Origin of the sequence: Microbacterium sp. KR10-403, assembly GCF_040196215.1 — a bacterium.
Taxonomy (GTDB): Bacteria; Actinomycetota; Actinomycetes; order Actinomycetales; family Microbacteriaceae; genus Microbacterium.
This window is the reverse complement of sequence record NZ_JBEGDC010000001.1, coordinates 1-14,170: the sequence shown is the minus strand read 5'-3', so window position 1 is coordinate 14,170 and position 14,170 is coordinate 1. Positions and strand designations below refer to the sequence as shown.

15 protein-coding genes and 1 pseudogene are annotated in these 14,170 nt (G+C 70.4%); 6 read left to right on the top strand and 10 right to left on the bottom strand.

The window, feature by feature from the left end:
• Positions 1-14: 14 nt before the first annotated feature.
• Both ABMQ42_RS00080 and ABMQ42_RS00075 read right to left on the bottom strand, forming a co-directional pair.
• A complete protein-coding gene (locus ABMQ42_RS00080) occupies positions 15-1,181 on the bottom strand; it encodes an ABC transporter substrate-binding protein (RefSeq protein ID WP_349720534.1) in 1,167 nt (388 codons plus the stop codon).
• Between the two features lie 167 nt (positions 1,182-1,348).
• Complete coding sequence (locus ABMQ42_RS00075) at positions 1,349-2,122, bottom strand: helix-turn-helix transcriptional regulator (RefSeq protein ID WP_349720533.1); 774 nt, start codon at positions 2,120-2,122, stop codon at positions 1,349-1,351.
• 77 nt (positions 2,123-2,199) lie between these two features.
• On the opposite strand from ABMQ42_RS00075, the gene ilvD reads away from it, so the two are divergent.
• Both ilvD and ABMQ42_RS00065 read left to right on the top strand, forming a co-directional pair.
• Positions 2,200-4,113 carry a dihydroxy-acid dehydratase gene (ilvD, locus tag ABMQ42_RS00070; protein ID WP_349720532.1) on the top strand — a complete coding sequence of 638 codons (1,914 nt, stop codon included), beginning with the start codon at positions 2,200-2,202 and terminating at the stop codon, positions 4,111-4,113.
• A 54-nt stretch (positions 4,114-4,167) separates the two neighbouring features.
• Positions 4,168-4,857, top strand: coding sequence for a YdcF family protein (locus tag ABMQ42_RS00065; protein ID WP_349720531.1), 690 nt, complete (start codon positions 4,168-4,170; stop codon positions 4,855-4,857).
• Here ABMQ42_RS00065 and ABMQ42_RS00060 read toward each other — a convergent pair.
• Entirely contained in the window at positions 4,757-5,962 is a 1,206-nt protein-coding gene (locus ABMQ42_RS00060) for an MFS transporter (protein ID WP_349721494.1), read from the bottom strand. The genes ABMQ42_RS00065 and ABMQ42_RS00060 overlap by 101 nt on opposite strands.
• Positions 5,963-6,054: 92 nt before the next feature.
• Here ABMQ42_RS00060 and ABMQ42_RS00055 point away from each other — a divergent pair, with 92 nt between their 5' ends.
• Positions 6,055-6,975, top strand: a complete 921-nt coding sequence (locus tag ABMQ42_RS00055; RefSeq protein WP_349720530.1) for a LysR family transcriptional regulator — start codon at positions 6,055-6,057, stop codon at positions 6,973-6,975.
• 4 nt (positions 6,976-6,979) lie between these two features.
• On the opposite strand, the gene ABMQ42_RS00050 is transcribed toward ABMQ42_RS00055, so the two are convergent.
• The 5 genes from ABMQ42_RS00050 to ABMQ42_RS00030 form a co-directional block, all read right to left on the bottom strand.
• Positions 6,980-7,219 carry a DUF2249 domain-containing protein gene (locus tag ABMQ42_RS00050; protein ID WP_349720529.1) on the bottom strand — a complete coding sequence of 80 codons (240 nt, stop codon included), beginning with the start codon at positions 7,217-7,219 and terminating at the stop codon, positions 6,980-6,982.
• Positions 7,216-8,043 carry a class I SAM-dependent methyltransferase gene (locus tag ABMQ42_RS00045; protein WP_349720528.1) on the bottom strand — a complete coding sequence of 276 codons (828 nt, stop codon included), beginning with the start codon at positions 8,041-8,043 and terminating at the stop codon, positions 7,216-7,218. Before ABMQ42_RS00045 ends, ABMQ42_RS00050 begins: the two co-directional genes overlap by 4 nt.
• A 69-nt stretch (positions 8,044-8,112) precedes the next feature.
• Complete coding sequence (locus ABMQ42_RS00040) at positions 8,113-9,015, bottom strand: alpha/beta hydrolase family protein (protein WP_349720527.1); 903 nt, start codon at positions 9,013-9,015, stop codon at positions 8,113-8,115.
• Positions 9,012-9,674, bottom strand: a complete 663-nt coding sequence (locus tag ABMQ42_RS00035; RefSeq protein ID WP_349720526.1) for a hypothetical protein — start codon at positions 9,672-9,674, stop codon at positions 9,012-9,014. Before ABMQ42_RS00035 ends, ABMQ42_RS00040 begins: the two co-directional genes overlap by 4 nt.
• A gap of 95 nt (positions 9,675-9,769) precedes the next feature.
• Positions 9,770-10,672 (bottom strand): DMT family transporter, encoded by a 903-nt coding sequence (locus ABMQ42_RS00030; RefSeq protein WP_349720525.1) that lies wholly within the window; start codon positions 10,670-10,672, stop codon positions 9,770-9,772.
• Between the two features lie 396 nt (positions 10,673-11,068).
• On the opposite strand from ABMQ42_RS00030, the gene ABMQ42_RS00025 reads away from it, so the two are divergent.
• Entirely contained in the window at positions 11,069-11,914 is an 846-nt protein-coding gene (locus ABMQ42_RS00025; protein WP_349720524.1) for a LysR family transcriptional regulator, read from the top strand.
• A 21-nt stretch (positions 11,915-11,935) separates the two neighbouring features.
• On the opposite strand, the gene ABMQ42_RS00020 is transcribed toward ABMQ42_RS00025, so the two are convergent.
• Both ABMQ42_RS00020 and ABMQ42_RS00015 read right to left on the bottom strand, forming a co-directional pair.
• Positions 11,936-13,285 (bottom strand): GNAT family N-acetyltransferase, encoded by a 1,350-nt coding sequence (locus tag ABMQ42_RS00020; RefSeq protein ID WP_349720523.1) that lies wholly within the window; start codon positions 13,283-13,285, stop codon positions 11,936-11,938.
• 22 nt (positions 13,286-13,307) lie between these two features.
• Positions 13,308-13,457, bottom strand: a pseudogene (locus ABMQ42_RS00015) (transposase); the annotation flags it as partial.
• Between the two features lie 79 nt (positions 13,458-13,536).
• On the opposite strand from ABMQ42_RS00015, the gene ABMQ42_RS00010 reads away from it, so the two are divergent.
• Positions 13,537-13,752, top strand: coding sequence for a hypothetical protein (locus tag ABMQ42_RS00010; RefSeq protein WP_349720522.1), 216 nt, complete (start codon positions 13,537-13,539; stop codon positions 13,750-13,752).
• Positions 13,753-13,755: 3 nt separating this feature from the next.
• On the top strand, positions 13,756-14,073 hold the full coding sequence (locus ABMQ42_RS00005; RefSeq protein ID WP_349720521.1) for a hypothetical protein: 318 nt from the start codon (positions 13,756-13,758) through the stop codon (positions 14,071-14,073).
• Positions 14,074-14,170: the final 97 nt, after the last annotated feature.

Genomic DNA, 14,170 nt, shown 5'->3' with positions numbered 1-14,170 from the left:
GAAGCGGGCGCCGCTCACTTGTCGAGAGTGACCCACGTGCCGTCCTTCAGGATGGTCGGGGTGAACTGCGGGTTCAGGATGCGGCGCGTCTGGGGATCGAACGTCACACTGCCGTACACGACGCTCGGGACGTCCTTGATCTCCTGGAAGCCCTTGAGGATTCCGGCGCGGGTCGTGCCGCCGGCCTTGGCTGCGGCCACGGCGATGTTCAGTGCGTCGTAGGCGCCGGCCTCGAAGCTCGTCACATCCTTGTCGTCGGGGTACTTCGCCTGGAAGGCCGTGACGAACGCCTGCACGGCCTCGTCGGGGTTGGAAGCGACGAACTGCGCGGGGATGACCGACCCCTCGGCATCCGGCGTCTCATCGAACGACTGCTCGTCCTGCCCGCCGTAGAACGTCCCCGTGTAGCCGATCGCGCGCAGCTGCGTGACGAGCTTGGCCGAGTCGGGGCCGTAGCCGAGGTGTGCGAATGCCTCCGGGTCACCCGCGACGGCCTTGGTCAGCGACGGGCGGTAGTCGTCGGAGGTCGGGTCGACGGCCTCGGCGTCGGTGATCTTCAGGCCGATCTTGTCGGCCTCCGCCTTGAACGCGTCGTAGGCGGGGATGCCCCAGTCCGAGGTGTTCAGATACGTGACGCCGATGGAGTCGACGCCCTGGTCCTTGATGTAGTCGGCCTCCCACACGTACTCATCGGCGGTCGTGGTCGAACTCGACCACTGGTAGTCGGTGCCCTTCTCGGTGAAGTCGGCGTTGGAGTTGTTGAAGCCGTACTGCAGCAGCTTGCCGGACGTGTAGATCGGCGAGGCCGGGATGGACGCGGCCGAAGAATAGTCGCCGAACACCAGGATCACGTCGGGATCGGCGACGAACTTCTGCGCGACGGTGACGGACTGCTTGGGGTCGGACTGCGAGTCCTCGTACTTCAGCGCCACGGGGTGGCCGTCGATGCCGCCGTTCGCATTCACCTGCTCGACGGCCAGGTCGAACGCCTGCTTGAACTGCTCGCCGTACTGCGCGTACTGGCCGGTCTCGGCGGCCGAGACGCCGAAGTAGACGGTGCTGTTCGCCGACGAGTCGGAGCTGCTCGATGCATCGGCGGCGAGGCTGCAGCCCGCGAGGGTCATGACGGCCAGGCTCGCAACGGCACTGGCGAGCAGCGTGCGTCGGATGGGTCTGGACATGAGGACTCCTTGGCGTCGGGATGAGGGGGATGCCGCGCGGACGGCTCGTCCGGCGGTTCCCCTCCACCGTGCCAGGCCGAGAGCGCACGGGGATCGTATATGTCGTCGCGCGACGCTGTGTGTCGTCACACGGCGACACGCGGCGACATGTTGCGGCCCGGATGCCGTCACACCGGCGTGTAGAGGACGACCTGCAGATCGGGCCGGTCGGACGGCCGCAGCTGGTGATGCTCGAACGTCATGGCCCGTCCGTCGGGAAGGTGGAACACGCGCTCGCGCGACTCGAATCCGCCGATGTCGTACGACTCCCACCCGGCACGGAACTCGGGGCTCGCCTCGATGAGCGCCTGGACGAGCTGCGCCACGTGCGGATCGGCGGACCGGGCCGCTTCGGCCCGGAACTCGGCGAGGAAGCGCCGGCTCGTGACATCCCAGTCATCCAGCAGCCGTCGCACGTAGGGGTCGGTGAACACGAGCCACAGCAGATTGCGCTCGCCGCGGGCGACGTCGGCGATCGGCGGATACAGCCGCTCATACGCCGCGTTCCACCCGGCCATGCCCCAGTCGGGTGCGAGCGCATACGCAGGGTGCGGCAGGGCGTCCATGAGCCGCTGCACGTGCGCGGGGGCCTCTTCGACCCGGGCCGGCCGCGGCGGGGCGTAGCCGGCGAGGTCGAGCACATACCTCCGCTCGGCATCGGTGAGCCGCAGCGCATCGGCGACCGCGAGCAGCACCTGGCGGGAGGGGTGGATGTCGCGACCCTGCTCGAGCCACGTGTACCAGGTGATGCTCACCCCGGAGAAGACCGACACCTCTTCGCGGCGCAGACCGGCCGTCCGGCCGCGCCCGCCCGCGGGCAGGCCGAGCGCCGCGCGGTCGAGACGCTCGCGGCGCGAGCGCAGGAACGCGCCGAGCTCTCGACGACGCGGATCGACCACCATCACACCAGGGTAGTGGTGGCAGCACCAGTATCAGCGGCGTCTGCCGCGGCATCCCACCACCACCCCATAATCGAAGAATGCCCGTACTCCGTTCCCGCACTGTCACCCACGGCCGCAACATGGCCGGCGCCCGCGCGCTCATGCGCGCCTCGGGCGTCGACGCCTCCGACTTCGGCAAGCCGATCATCGCGGTCGCCAACAGCTTCACCGAGTTCGTCCCCGGTCACACGCACCTGCAGCCGGTCGGCCGCATCGTCTGCGACGCCATCAAGCAGGCCGGCGGCATCGCCCGCGAGTTCAACTCGATCGCGGTCGACGACGGCATCGCGATGGGCCACTCGGGCATGCTCTACTCGCTGCCCAGCCGCGACCTCATCGCCGACTCGGTCGAGTACATGGTCAACGCGCACCAGGCCGACGCGCTCGTGTGCATCTCGAACTGCGACAAGATCACGCCCGGCATGCTGCTGGCGGCGCTGCGCCTGAACATCCCCACCGTGTTCGTCTCCGGCGGGCCGATGGAGTCGGGCCGCGCCGTGCTGCAGGACGGCACCGTGCGCACCCTCGACCTCGTCGACGCGATCAGCGAGGCCGTGAACGAGAGCATCTCCGACGCCGACATCCTGCGCATCGAGGAGTCGGCCTGCCCGACGTGCGGGTCGTGCTCGGGCATGTTCACCGCGAACTCGATGAACTGCCTCACCGAGGCGATGGGCCTCGCGCTGCCCGGCAACGGGTCGGTGCTGGCCACCCACACCGCCCGCCGCGCGCTGTACGAGCGGGCCGGTGCGCTGGTCGTCGACATCGCGCACAAGTACTACGACGACGAAGACGCGACGGTGCTGCCGCGCTCGATCGCCACACACGACGCGTTCGACAACGCCATGGCGCTCGACATCGCGATGGGCGGGTCGACGAACACGATCCTGCACCTGCTCGCCGCCGCGCACGAGGCCGGCGTCGACTACGGGCTCGACGACATCGACGCCGTCTCGCGCCGCGTGCCGTGCCTGGCCAAGGTCGCGCCGAACGTCGCCTACGACCGCACGTACTACATGGAGGACGTGCACCGGGCCGGCGGGATCCCGGCGATCCTCGGCGAGCTACGTCGCGGCGGGCTGTTGCACGAAGACGTCCACTCGGTGCATGCGAAGACGCTCGGTGCGTGGCTCGACGAGTGGGACATCCGTGGCGGCTCGGCCACCGATGAGGCGCGCGACGTCTGGTTCGCGGCGCCCGGCGGCAAGCGGTCGTCGACGGCGTTCAGCCAGTCCGAGCGGTGGCTGGCGCTGGACGAGGATGCCGCGGCCGGCTGCATCCGCGATGTGGAGCATGCGTACTCGGCCGACGGCGGACTCGGCGTGCTGCGCGGAAACGTGGCCGTCGACGGCGCGGTCGTCAAGACCGCCGGTGTCGACCCGTCGATCTGGACGTTCTCGGGCCCCGCCGTCGTGTGCGAGTCGCAGGAGGAAGCCGTCGAGAAGATCCTCAACAAGCAGGTCGGCGAGGGCGACGTCGTCGTGATCCGCTACGAGGGCCCCAAGGGCGGCCCCGGCATGCAGGAGATGCTCTACCCGACGTCGTTCCTGAAGGGCCGCGGCCTCGGCAAGAAGTGCGCGCTCATCACCGACGGCCGCTTCTCGGGCGGCACCAGCGGCCTGTCGATCGGGCACATCTCGCCCGAGGCGGCCTCGGGCGGGGTGATCGCCCTCGTCGAGGACGGCGACATCATCTCGATCGACATCCCGACCCGCGCACTCGTGCTCGAGGTGCCGGACGAGGTGCTCGCCGAGCGGCGTCGCGCGCTGCTGGCCGCCGGCGGCTACAAGCCGCGCACCCGCGTGCGCGAGGTCTCGGCGGCCCTGCGGGCGTATGCCGTCATGGCGCAGTCGGCCGACAAGGGCGCCGTGCGCGATGTCGACGCCGTGGAGCGCGCGATGGCGCGGGTCTCGGCCGAGGACGCGCTCGTCGAGGACGCCGCGAACGTCTGAGCGGGCGGCGGGCCGCGACATCCGCAGCTTCGTTACCCCGCCTACGCTGGGGTCGTGCGCGCCCGACTGATCGCGATCCCGCTGGCGGTGCTGTGCGGTGTGCTCGGCTGGGGCGAGTACGCGAGCTGGCAGGCGAGCCGTCGCGAGCTCGGGCCGGGTGTGCCGCACCCGCGCAGCGAGGTGGTCGTCGTGCTCGGCTTCGGCAACAAGAGCCGGCGCGCCAACCTCGTCAACCGCTATCGGGTGCGCGCCGGCATCCGATCGATCGACCGCGCTGACGCGACTCTCGTGGTCTGCGGGGGCGCGGTGGCAGGCGCCGAGCCCGAGGCCGACATCCTCGCCCGCTACGCACGCGAGCGCGGATACACCGGCCGGCTGCTGCGCGAGCGCGAGAGCCTGACGACCGAGCAGAACATCCGCAACGCGGTCCCGATGATCGAGAGCGCCGAGGCGATCAGGGTGGTCTCCGACCCGCTGCACGCGCAGAAGGGGCGGATGTACCTCAGGATGCTGCGCCCCGAACTCGCCGCCCGGCTCGTACGCGGCCGCGAGTATCGGTTCGGTGAGCTGATCTGGCTCAAGCCCGTCGCCGCCGTCGCGGGTCTCGTCGGGCTGCGGCGGGCGCGACGGTGCGGCCCCGCTCTCAGGCCCGGTGCCCGCGCAGGAACACCGCCGCGCAGCATCCCGCACCCACCGCCAGCGCCGCCACGACGAGGGCCGTCGCATCCCAGCCGAGGTGGGTGAAGACGACGCCGCCTGCCCAGCCGACGATGCTCGAGCCCGCGTAGTAGAAGAGGTTGTACAGCGAGGTCGCCTGGGCGCGGCCCGTGCGGGCGGCGGCGGCCGTCCAGCCGCTGGCGACCGCGTGCGCGCCGAAGAACCCGATCGTGAGGACGACGAGCCCCACCAGGATGACGGGCAGCAGCGGGATGAGCGTGAGCAGGACGCCCGCAACCATCACCGCGGTCATCGCGAGAAGCACGCGCAGCCGCCCGTGCTTCTCGACGGCGCCGCCGGCGCGCCGAGACGACCACGTGCCGGACAGATAGGCGAGGAACAGCAGCGAGGTCACCGCGGTCGACAGCCCGAACGGCGCCGCGGCGAGCCGGAAGGCGAGGTAGTTGTAGATCGTCACGAAGCCGCCCATGAGCAGGAACCCCTGCGCGAACAACGTGAGCATCCTCGGTGAGGTGAGGTGGCGCCACACGATCCGTGCGATCGGCGCCTGCTGTTCGCGCGGCGTGCGACGGAACCCCCGGGCGCGCGGCGCGAGCGCGGCGAAGGCCACGGCGGCCGCCGCGGCCACGATGACGACGGTGCCGACACCCCAGCGCCAGCCGAACCAGGTGCCGATCGGTGCCGCGATGATGCGGCCGGCAAGACCTCCGAGCGAGGTGCCGGCGACGTATGTGCCGGCGGCCAGCGCCGCGTGCCGCGGGTGCACCTCTTCTTGCAGGTAGGTCATCGCGAGTGCGGGCAGGCCGCCGACGGCGAAGCCCTCTGCCGTGCGCAGCGCCAGGATGCCGCCGAACGACGGGCACGTCACGACCGCGATCCCGAGCACGGTGGCGGCGACCAGTGACCACTTCATGGCCGGCAGGCGTCCGATGCGGTCGGCCAGCCACGACCACGGCAGCACGCCGATCGCCAGCCCGATCGTCGCGGCCGACACGAGCAGTGCCGACTGGTCCGGCGTGACATGCAGGGTGGCCGCGACCTCGGGCAGCACGCCCTGCGGCGAGTACAGCTGCGCGAACGTCGCGACGCCGGCGCAGGCGAGCGCGAGCAGGATGCGCCGGTACTCGGGGGACCCCTTGGGGTGGCCCTCCCATACGACAGGCGCCGGCATCGTCTTCACGTCGGGCAACGTTAGGCGCGTCAAAGCCGTGACTCAAATGCATGAGTCGGTGTAGTGACATCCACTCGTGCTATGAATGGTGGATGCCGCACGCCGCCGCACCTCCGCTGCGCGAAATCCTCGCGGACCTGCCGTATCTGATCGCCGTCGCCGATACGGGGGGCGTCGGCGCGGCGGCCGACGAGCTCGGGGTTCCGCAGTCGACCGTCAGCCGCAGCCTCGCACGGCTCGCCGACGGGCTCGGCTTCGCGGTGCTCGAGCGACGCGGGCGCGGGGTCTCGCTCACCGCCGAGGCGGCCGACCTGCTGCCGCACGCACGCCGTGCGCTCGACGAGGTGCTCGCCGGCACCGGCATCGCGCAGCGTCGCGCGGCCGAGCGCGACAACACCGCGACCATCCATTTCCAGCACACGTTCGGCCGGGTCGTGGTGCCGGCGCTGCTGGGCGCCGTGCTCGCCGAGCGCCCCGACACCCGGTTCGTGCTGCATCAGGGCGCGCGCGATCTGTGCCTGGAGGCTCTGGAATCAGGCCGCACGGATGTCGCACTGCTGTCGCCGCCGTACGACGGCGGTGGCGGCATCCACACCGTCCGTCTCTATGCCGAGCCGCTCGTGCTCACCGTGCCCCGGAACCACCGGTTCGCGGCGCGGCGCGGCATCCGCCTGCGCGAGATCGACGGCGAGACGCTGCTGCAGATGCGGCCCGAGTACGGGCTGCGCATCCTCGCCGATCGCATGCTCGAGCGATCGGGCGCCGTCGTCGAGCGCGGGTTCGAGGGCGAAGACGTGCACACGCTGCGCGGACTCGTCTCGGTCGGTCTCGGTGTCGCGATCCTGCCACCGGCGAGCCCTGCGCCCACCGACGTCGTCGAGGTGCCGATCCGGGATGCCGACGCCAACCGCGAGATCGGCATCTCATGGTCGACGCGGGCCGCGGCATCCACCGCCGCGCGCACCGTGTGCGCGCTCGCCGCGCGGGCGGACGCGTGGCTGCCGAAGCGGTAGCGGGTCAGGCGGTGCGCGTGATGCGGGCCCGCCACAGCTCGGGGCCGGACTCGAGGTCGTCCCAGCCGGAGGCGCCCGGGCGCTCGGCCTGCAGCATGTAGCGGATGCCGCACGGATCATGGTCTGCCACCAACACGAAACTCGCCTGGTCGGCCAGTGCGTCGAAGGCGCCCATCGCCATGTCGGCGCAGCTCATCTCGCCGCGCACGCGGGCGTCGACGATCTGCTCGTCGGAGTCGGTCATGCTCTCTCCTCTCGCCGGACGGCCACGATCGCGAGGGCGGCGATGTGGTCTTCGTTTCGCTTGAAGGCCGCGCGCATGGTCAGCATGCGGCGGCGGACGTCGGCGTCGCGCAGCACGTTGCGCACGATGCGCAAGGTGCCGCGCACGCCCTCGTCGGCGACGAGGCGCCGCAGGTGCAGCAGGCGCATCGGCGCATGCTCGATGCGCTGGATGTCGAACCCGTGCGCGTCGAACAGCGCGCGCCACTCGGGCGTGGTCTGCGGGCGCGTGTTGACCTTCTGCGAGCGCACGAGCGACAGCCGCACGTCGTCGGCCTGCGCGGGGGTGATGTCGTCGGGCACCAGGGCGAGCTCGTGCACCGCGTAGCAGCCGCCCGGCCGCAGGATGCGCGCGACCTCGTCGAGGATCTCGCCCCGATGCGCGTTCGTGTGCATCGTGAGCATCGCCTCGGTGAGGACCACATCGCACGAGGCATCGGGCAGACCGGTGCTCTTCGCGTCGCCGACGATCACGCGCCCGCGCTCGCCGATCGCCTCGGCGGCGAGGCTCGCGGCCGACGCATCGTCTTCCACGCCGATGTACGAGGCGGGGTGGGCTTCCAGCAGCATCCGCGCCGTCAATCCCAGACCCGGGGCGAGCTCGACGACGTCGGCGCCCTTCAGTGGCAGCATCCCGACCAGTCTCTTCGTCAGCTGCACCCCGCCCGGACGCAGCACCTTCTTGCCGACCCGGGCGAGCAGCCAGTGCGCGGGCACGGCGTCGGCAGGGCGATCGCCGAGCGGGATCTCGGGGGAGCGGGGTGTGGATGCCGCGGCCTCGGTCATGCCTCCACGGTACCGGGGCGGGGGACACGTGGCTCCGGAAGCGGCGAGCGACCGCCGAAGCCCGCCGCGTCAGAGGGCGCGTTTCGCGTGCGCCGTGGCGAACCCGGTGATCGCGTCGAGGTAGCCGGGTACGAAGGCGTCATCGTGCTGCAGACGGTGGTCGCCGCGGGGCAGGATGCACAGCGTGAGCAGGTCGGGCCGTACCCGGCGTCGGAAGACGTCGGCGCACTCGCCGACCGGCACGATGTCGTCGTCTTCACCCAGCAGGGCGAGCAGCGGAACGTCGAGCGCGCTCAGGGCGTCGGCGGGGCCGTGGGGCATCAGCCGTGCCGCGAGCGACCACAGTCGAGCATCCGTCGGGATGAACACCCCGGCCGCGATCAGCTCTTCGACCAGTGGGAGCGCACGCACCTGCGGCTGCGCCTCTTCGAAGGTCAGCGAGAGCAGATCCATCGTGCGCGAGAAGGTGGCGAGTCCGGTCTGGGCCGCGACATCGTCCCATCCCTGCCGGTGCAGGGTCTGCACGGTGGAGTATGTCTCCTGCACGCGCGGCGACACCGCCGGCCCTGAGTTCATGATCACGAAATCGGCATGTGCGTCGGCGGCGGCTTCGAGCACGACCCACCCGCCCTGGCTGTGACCGAACAGCCCGACAGGCAGAGGGCCGACGACCCGCCGGGCGGCGCCGAGGCCGGCGAGAAGATCATCCGCCTGCATCGCGATATCGGCGTCGCGCCAGTCGCCGGTCGAGTCGCCGACACCCCGTTTGTCGAACGAGCACACCGCGATGCCGGCAGTGAGCAGCGCCGCGCGGATCGGCGGGAACAGCACGTCGTTGTGACGATCGCTCGGGCCAGAGCCGGGGTGCATCATGACGAGACCGCGCGGTTCTGCCGGCGGCCGCCATATCGACCCGGCCAGGTGCACAGCGCCATTGTGGGCTCGCAGCGGCTGCTCGGTCACCGCGGTCATGCGCTCGGCCGATCCTGGCTCGTCGTGGTGGTGGCGCGTCGCCCTGCGCGCTGCACCAGCCGCACCACCACCCCGATCGCCAGGCCCAGCAGGATGGCCGGCCCGTGCTCGTTGCTCAGTACGGTCAGCCCGGCGCCGATCAGGATGAGAACCGCGGAGCCGATCAGCGTCGCGGGCGACACGGGCCGTGCCAGGGTGATGACGACCACCGCTGTGAGCAGCGCGAGGGTGGCCATCGAGTTGCCGGCACCGGGGTTCGACAGCTGCAGCAGCATGCTGCCGATGCCGCCGACGACGTAGATCGGCACGGCCAGGATGCCACGTACCGTGCGCCCCACGACCAGAAGCGTCACCGCAAGGATCGACAGATTGCTCAGCGTGCCGGCAAGACCCCCGTCCTGCAGGACGTTCGCAGTGATGAGCCGCCACCACTGGCCATGCTGCACGATGGCATCGTCGCGCATGCCGTGCTCGAGCAGCCGGGGAACGGCGAGCTGGATCAGTGACGGGATCGCCACGACCAACCACAGCACGAGGCCCCACCAGGTGAACCGCACCGGAGGCAGCTCGGGCGCGCGCCGGAGCGCGGCCGCGGCAACCGCCAGCCAGCCCGCGGCGAAGGCGACCCAGAGCACGATCGACTCGGTCACACCGTTCATGCCGAGACCTCTCTTCGTTGTCGTGCGGGCGGAACGGCGGCATCCCGCCTGCTGCCATCCTGCCCACAGCGTGCGACACGCGCATAGGCCGAACGTCACGGTCTGCAGGTGACGGTCGCCACATGTGACGATGCGAACCGTGTGGCCCTGACCTGCGCGAGGCAGGCCAGCGTGCCGAACGCGAGTCCGACCAGTGTCGACACGCCGATGCCCGTTCCCAGCAGCGCCCACGAGCCGACGGCGGCCACCGCGGGGATGATCGCGAACAGCACCGACGCCTGCCGGGCGCCCCACCGCTGTACGCAGGCAGCGTAGAAGCCCATGCCCAGCGCCGACGTGATCACCAGTACGCCCAGCAGCACCGCCGCCTCGCGCAGATCGGTCACGTGCTCAGGCGTGACCAGTGCCAGCGCCAGCGCGGGCGGCACCGAGGCCGCGCTGCCCACGGCCGTGAAGACCAGCGGAGTGACGCCGGCCAGGTGCCGCCCCTGTAAGAGCGAGCCTCCGGCCAGGCCCGCCAGCGCGATCAGCACGGCGACGAGCCCGGGGCCGAGCTGCGGGTCGACCACCAGCGTCGGCAGGCACGCGATCACCACCCCGACGACACCCGATGCCAGGGCGACGTAGCCCCAGCGGTTCTCGCGCGCGCCGCGCAGCACGTGGGCGAGCGCCGCCGTGGCGACCGGGTTCATCGCGATCACCAGGGCGCACATGCCGGGCGAGACGCCGTGCGCGATCGCCCAGTACGCGGCGAGGATCTGCACGCCCTGAACCAGAATGCCTGCGGCGATGCTCCATCTCCACTGCACGCCGCGCGGCAGCAACGTCCGTTGCGGCCGGGTCAAATGCTGCAGCAACAGCCACCCCCACAGCACTGCTGCGATCACGGTGAAGCGCAGCGTGATCAGCAGGAAGGGGCTGACCACAGAAACGGCCAGCGCTCCGATCGGATAGCTGATCGCGATGAACAAGGCGGCGCAGACGGGAACCATTCGCATGTTCCCAGCGTCGGCGGAGACCGATGCTACGGGTGTGATCGATCGAGAAACCTGATCATTCTCCGAGTGTACCTCGCGCGCGGCGTCGATTCGCGGATCCACCGATCAGTCGGTTGTGCACCCCGTTCGGTGGATGGATGCCGGCGTGCCCGGCGCCGAGCGATGGGCTGCGAGTTGCACGCAATTGAGCAGGCGATGATGTTCGGCTTCGCGCCGTAGGTCGGCCTGCTTGGCTCGCACGAGTTCGGAGGCGAGCAGCGAATTCAACAACATGGGATGACCTCCTCGGGATGCTGCAGCGCGCACATGCGCTGCGGCGTCCTGTCAGCTTCGGTGCGGGCGTACCATCGAGACCTGACCGATCACCGAACGTGATCGGTCACAGGAGGTGGATACATGGCGATCCTGGACATCACCGCTCTGCGCAGTCTGATCGCGGTGGCCTCGCTGGCAGGGGTGCGTCGGGCGGCCGAGGCGCTGCACCTGTCCCAGCCCGCCGTGAGTGGGCATCTGCGCAGGCTGGAGGACGAGCTCGGATTCCCGATCGTGTTCCGTCAGGGGCGGTCGATCGCGTTCACAGCGCAGGGCGAGAACCTGCTGCACGAGGCGTATGCGCTGCTCGCGGCCCATGATGCCGCGCTGGCCCGTTTGGGGTGCGCCGACGCCGATGACATCGTGGTCGCCTCGACCGAGTACACGTCGGCGCCGATGCTGCAAGGGGTGGGACGCATTCTGCAGGAGGAGTTCCCGCACCGCGGCATCCGGTATGAATTCCACCGCACCGCGCGACTGCGCGAATTCGTGCACGAGCGCACCGCGACCGTGGCGATCGGATTCGGCGACCTGGGGCGCGGCGTCGAGCACGTCGCCGACGTGCCGCTGCGCTGGGTCGGCTCGGATCGCGCGACCGTGCCCGCACATCGGCTCGTCGCATTCGCACGGCCCTGCGTCATCCGCGACCGCATGCTCGCTCTGGGGGAGGACTTCACGATCGAGCGCGAGTGCATCGACCTGGCGAGCCTGCTCGGCGCGGTGCGATCGGGCGTCGGCATCACCGCGCTGCCCTCGCGGGCCCGCCTCGCGCCCGGCCTACGGCCGATCGAGGGACTCCCCGCGCTCGGCACCGTCCCGCTGACGCTCGTGGCCGAGGCGGAGGTCACCGCCCCGGTGCGCGAGAGCATCCACCGGGAGCTGCGTGAGGTGTGGGCGGCGCAGGCAGGGGAAGGGACCTCGGGGCCCTGAGTGAGGCGAAGGCGCCTGCGCTTATGTCTGGCCAGGCGACGCGTAGATCAGGCGGCCTTCGCCGTACATCTCGGCGTGCTTCTCGAGGCGCAGACCGATACGCTCGGCGACGATCTGCGACGGGCGGTTGTCGGGGCTGATGACCGCGATGATGCGGTCGCTTCCGAGCATCTCGCGGGCGGCGTCACGACACGCGGCCGCGGCCTCGGTGGCGTAGCCGTGCCCCTGATGAGCAGGCAGAACGTGATAGCCCACCTCGACCTCGGGCACACCATCGACCATCTGTATCGTCAGACCGCACTCGCCGATGAACTCGCCGCTGTGCGCAAGCGTCATGTACCAGAGGCCGAAGCCGTGGTCGCGGTAGAGACCACGGTTCCAGTCGATCCAGCGCCGGGCCTCTTCGCGCGTCTTGGGCCGCGGGTAGTAGCGCATCACGTCGGGATCGCCGAGCAACCCGGCGATGTCGTCGATGTCGTCGGCTGTCATCTGGCGCAGAGCAAGTCTTTCTGTGGTGATGACGTCGACCACAGTGGATGCCGGTGGTGCAGGCCTCGGCGGAGCATCTTCTGCCAGCAGCTGGAACATCCGGTGATCGCGCCAGCGCCCGTTGATCTCAAGGTACTTCGGGGCCACGCCGTACTGGGTGAAGCCGTTGCGCCGCAGCACGATTTGGGACGCGACGTTCTCGCGCACCGTCTCAGCCTGCACGCGATGCAGGCCCAGTTCGCCGAAGGCGTGGGCGGTGGCGAGCTCGACCGCGCGGGTGGCGTGCCCGCGGCCGAGGCGATCGGCTCGCACCCAGTAGCCCATCGCGCACGACTGGAACACGCCGCGGACGATACCGCTCAGGGTGAGGCGGCCGAGCAATTCGTCCCCGTCGGTGATGACGAACGCCGCGGAGTTGCCCGCATCCATCTCGGCGAGCGTGCTGCGGGCACGCCGGATCTGCTCGTCTTCGGTGAAGAAGTCGTCCGTGCGGCGTGGATCCCACCGACGCAGGTGCTCCCGGTTCTCACGAAGCAGCGCGGTCAGGGCCGGCACATCGCCGAGCTCCAGCGGCCGAAGAGATGTCTGTGCCATGCCGGTTCGCCCTTCTGCGCCAGCCGCATGCCGGAGCTTGAGAGGGGCTGACGGGGATCGAACCCGCGCTGTCTTGAGAAGCAGAAGTTCTGCCGGTGAGTCACAGCCCGCACGCGTTGAAAACGCTCTCCGGCCAGCATAAATCGTCTCGGCGGCGAGGGTGGCGGAACGCCCCGTGACGATATCGACGCGATCGGCCGTCGCATCGCGCCGCGGTGTAGGCGCGGCGGCATCGACGGCCGAGACGCGCGGCCGCAGCAACGACGGGAAGAGCTCAGCCGTGCGCATCCGGCGTTCTTCCCGTTCCCCGCGCGTCGGCGGCGACGAACGTGAACGGGCCCGCATCGCCAAGGGGCCGGTGCCGGAACTGGTCGACCTGCTCGTCGGGGTCCGCGGCCATCCGGGATACCTGCGACTTGGACAGGGCGTGGATCCCGAGCTGTTTCACGACGTTGATCATCGTCTGCAGCAGGCTGCGCATCAGATCCGGAGAAGCGGTCTCTCCTCTTCCTGTCCTTCTTGTCGTATCGTTTTGCGGGATGGATGGTTTCACGGCTGAGGATCCGGATGTTCTGATCGCCCGGGTGCAGGATCAGGTCGCCGCCGCGCAACAGCGCGCGCAGGCCGCGTCCCGCGATGCCGGGCAGCAGGCGGTGGGTCTGGCCGCGGCCGCGTTCGGGGAGGACTCCCCGGTGGTCGCACGGTTGCGTGACGAGGTGACCGCCCGCACCGGCGTCCCGGACGAGGAACGGTAACCGGTGGCCGGTCAGATCACGATCGATCAGGACCTGATCATCGCCCACGCCGCACGCGTGCGGCAGGTTTCCGCCGACGTGCAGACCGCGCGGGATGCCGCCTCGGCCACCAGCATGTCCGGGGGCGCGTTCGGGATCCTGTGCGCGTTCCTGGTGGGCCCTGCCACCCTGGTCGCTACCGCCGCCTCGGCGGCGATCGGCTCCGCGCAGGGCCTGGTCGACCGGTCCGCTGACGAGGTCCGTGGGGTGGGCGACGACATGGCCGCGTTCGAAGAGGAACTGGCTGCCTCGATCCGGCAGATCGAGGGGGCCCTGGGCTGATGGCCAACCCGCTGGTGGCCACCGCGCAGGACCACACCTCCCCGTTCGCGGGCACCCTGCTCCTGGAAGACGGCGCCGACCTGGTCGGTGCGATCAA

Bases quoted from the DNA above. Each gene is read 5' to 3' on its own strand.
- ABMQ42_RS00080 (WP_349720534.1), bottom strand. From the start codon at position 1,181: ATGTCCAGACCCATCCGACGCACGCTGCTCGCCAGTGCCGTTGCGAGC.
- ABMQ42_RS00075 (WP_349720533.1), bottom strand. From the start codon at position 2,122: ATGGTGGTCGATCCGCGTCGTCGAGAGCTCGGCGCGTTCCTGCGCTCG.
- ilvD (WP_349720532.1), top strand. From the start codon at position 2,200: ATGCCCGTACTCCGTTCCCGCACTGTCACCCACGGCCGCAACATGGCC.
- ABMQ42_RS00060 (WP_349721494.1), bottom strand. From the start codon at position 5,962: ATGCCGGCGCCTGTCGTATGGGAGGGCCACCCCAAGGGGTCCCCCGAG.
- ABMQ42_RS00055 (WP_349720530.1), top strand. From the start codon at position 6,055: ATGCCGCACGCCGCCGCACCTCCGCTGCGCGAAATCCTCGCGGACCTG.
- ABMQ42_RS00050 (WP_349720529.1), bottom strand. From the start codon at position 7,219: ATGACCGACTCCGACGAGCAGATCGTCGACGCCCGCGTGCGCGGCGAG.
- ABMQ42_RS00045 (WP_349720528.1), bottom strand. From the start codon at position 8,043: ATGACCGAGGCCGCGGCATCCACACCCCGCTCCCCCGAGATCCCGCTC.
- ABMQ42_RS00040 (WP_349720527.1), bottom strand. From the start codon at position 9,015: ATGACCGCGGTGACCGAGCAGCCGCTGCGAGCCCACAATGGCGCTGTG.
- ABMQ42_RS00035 (WP_349720526.1), bottom strand. From the start codon at position 9,674: ATGAACGGTGTGACCGAGTCGATCGTGCTCTGGGTCGCCTTCGCCGCG.
- ABMQ42_RS00030 (WP_349720525.1), bottom strand. From the start codon at position 10,672: ATGCGAATGGTTCCCGTCTGCGCCGCCTTGTTCATCGCGATCAGCTAT.
- ABMQ42_RS00025 (WP_349720524.1), top strand. From the start codon at position 11,069: ATGGCGATCCTGGACATCACCGCTCTGCGCAGTCTGATCGCGGTGGCC.
- ABMQ42_RS00020 (WP_349720523.1), bottom strand. From the start codon at position 13,285: ATGCGCACGGCTGAGCTCTTCCCGTCGTTGCTGCGGCCGCGCGTCTCG.
- ABMQ42_RS00010 (WP_349720522.1), top strand. From the start codon at position 13,537: ATGGATGGTTTCACGGCTGAGGATCCGGATGTTCTGATCGCCCGGGTG.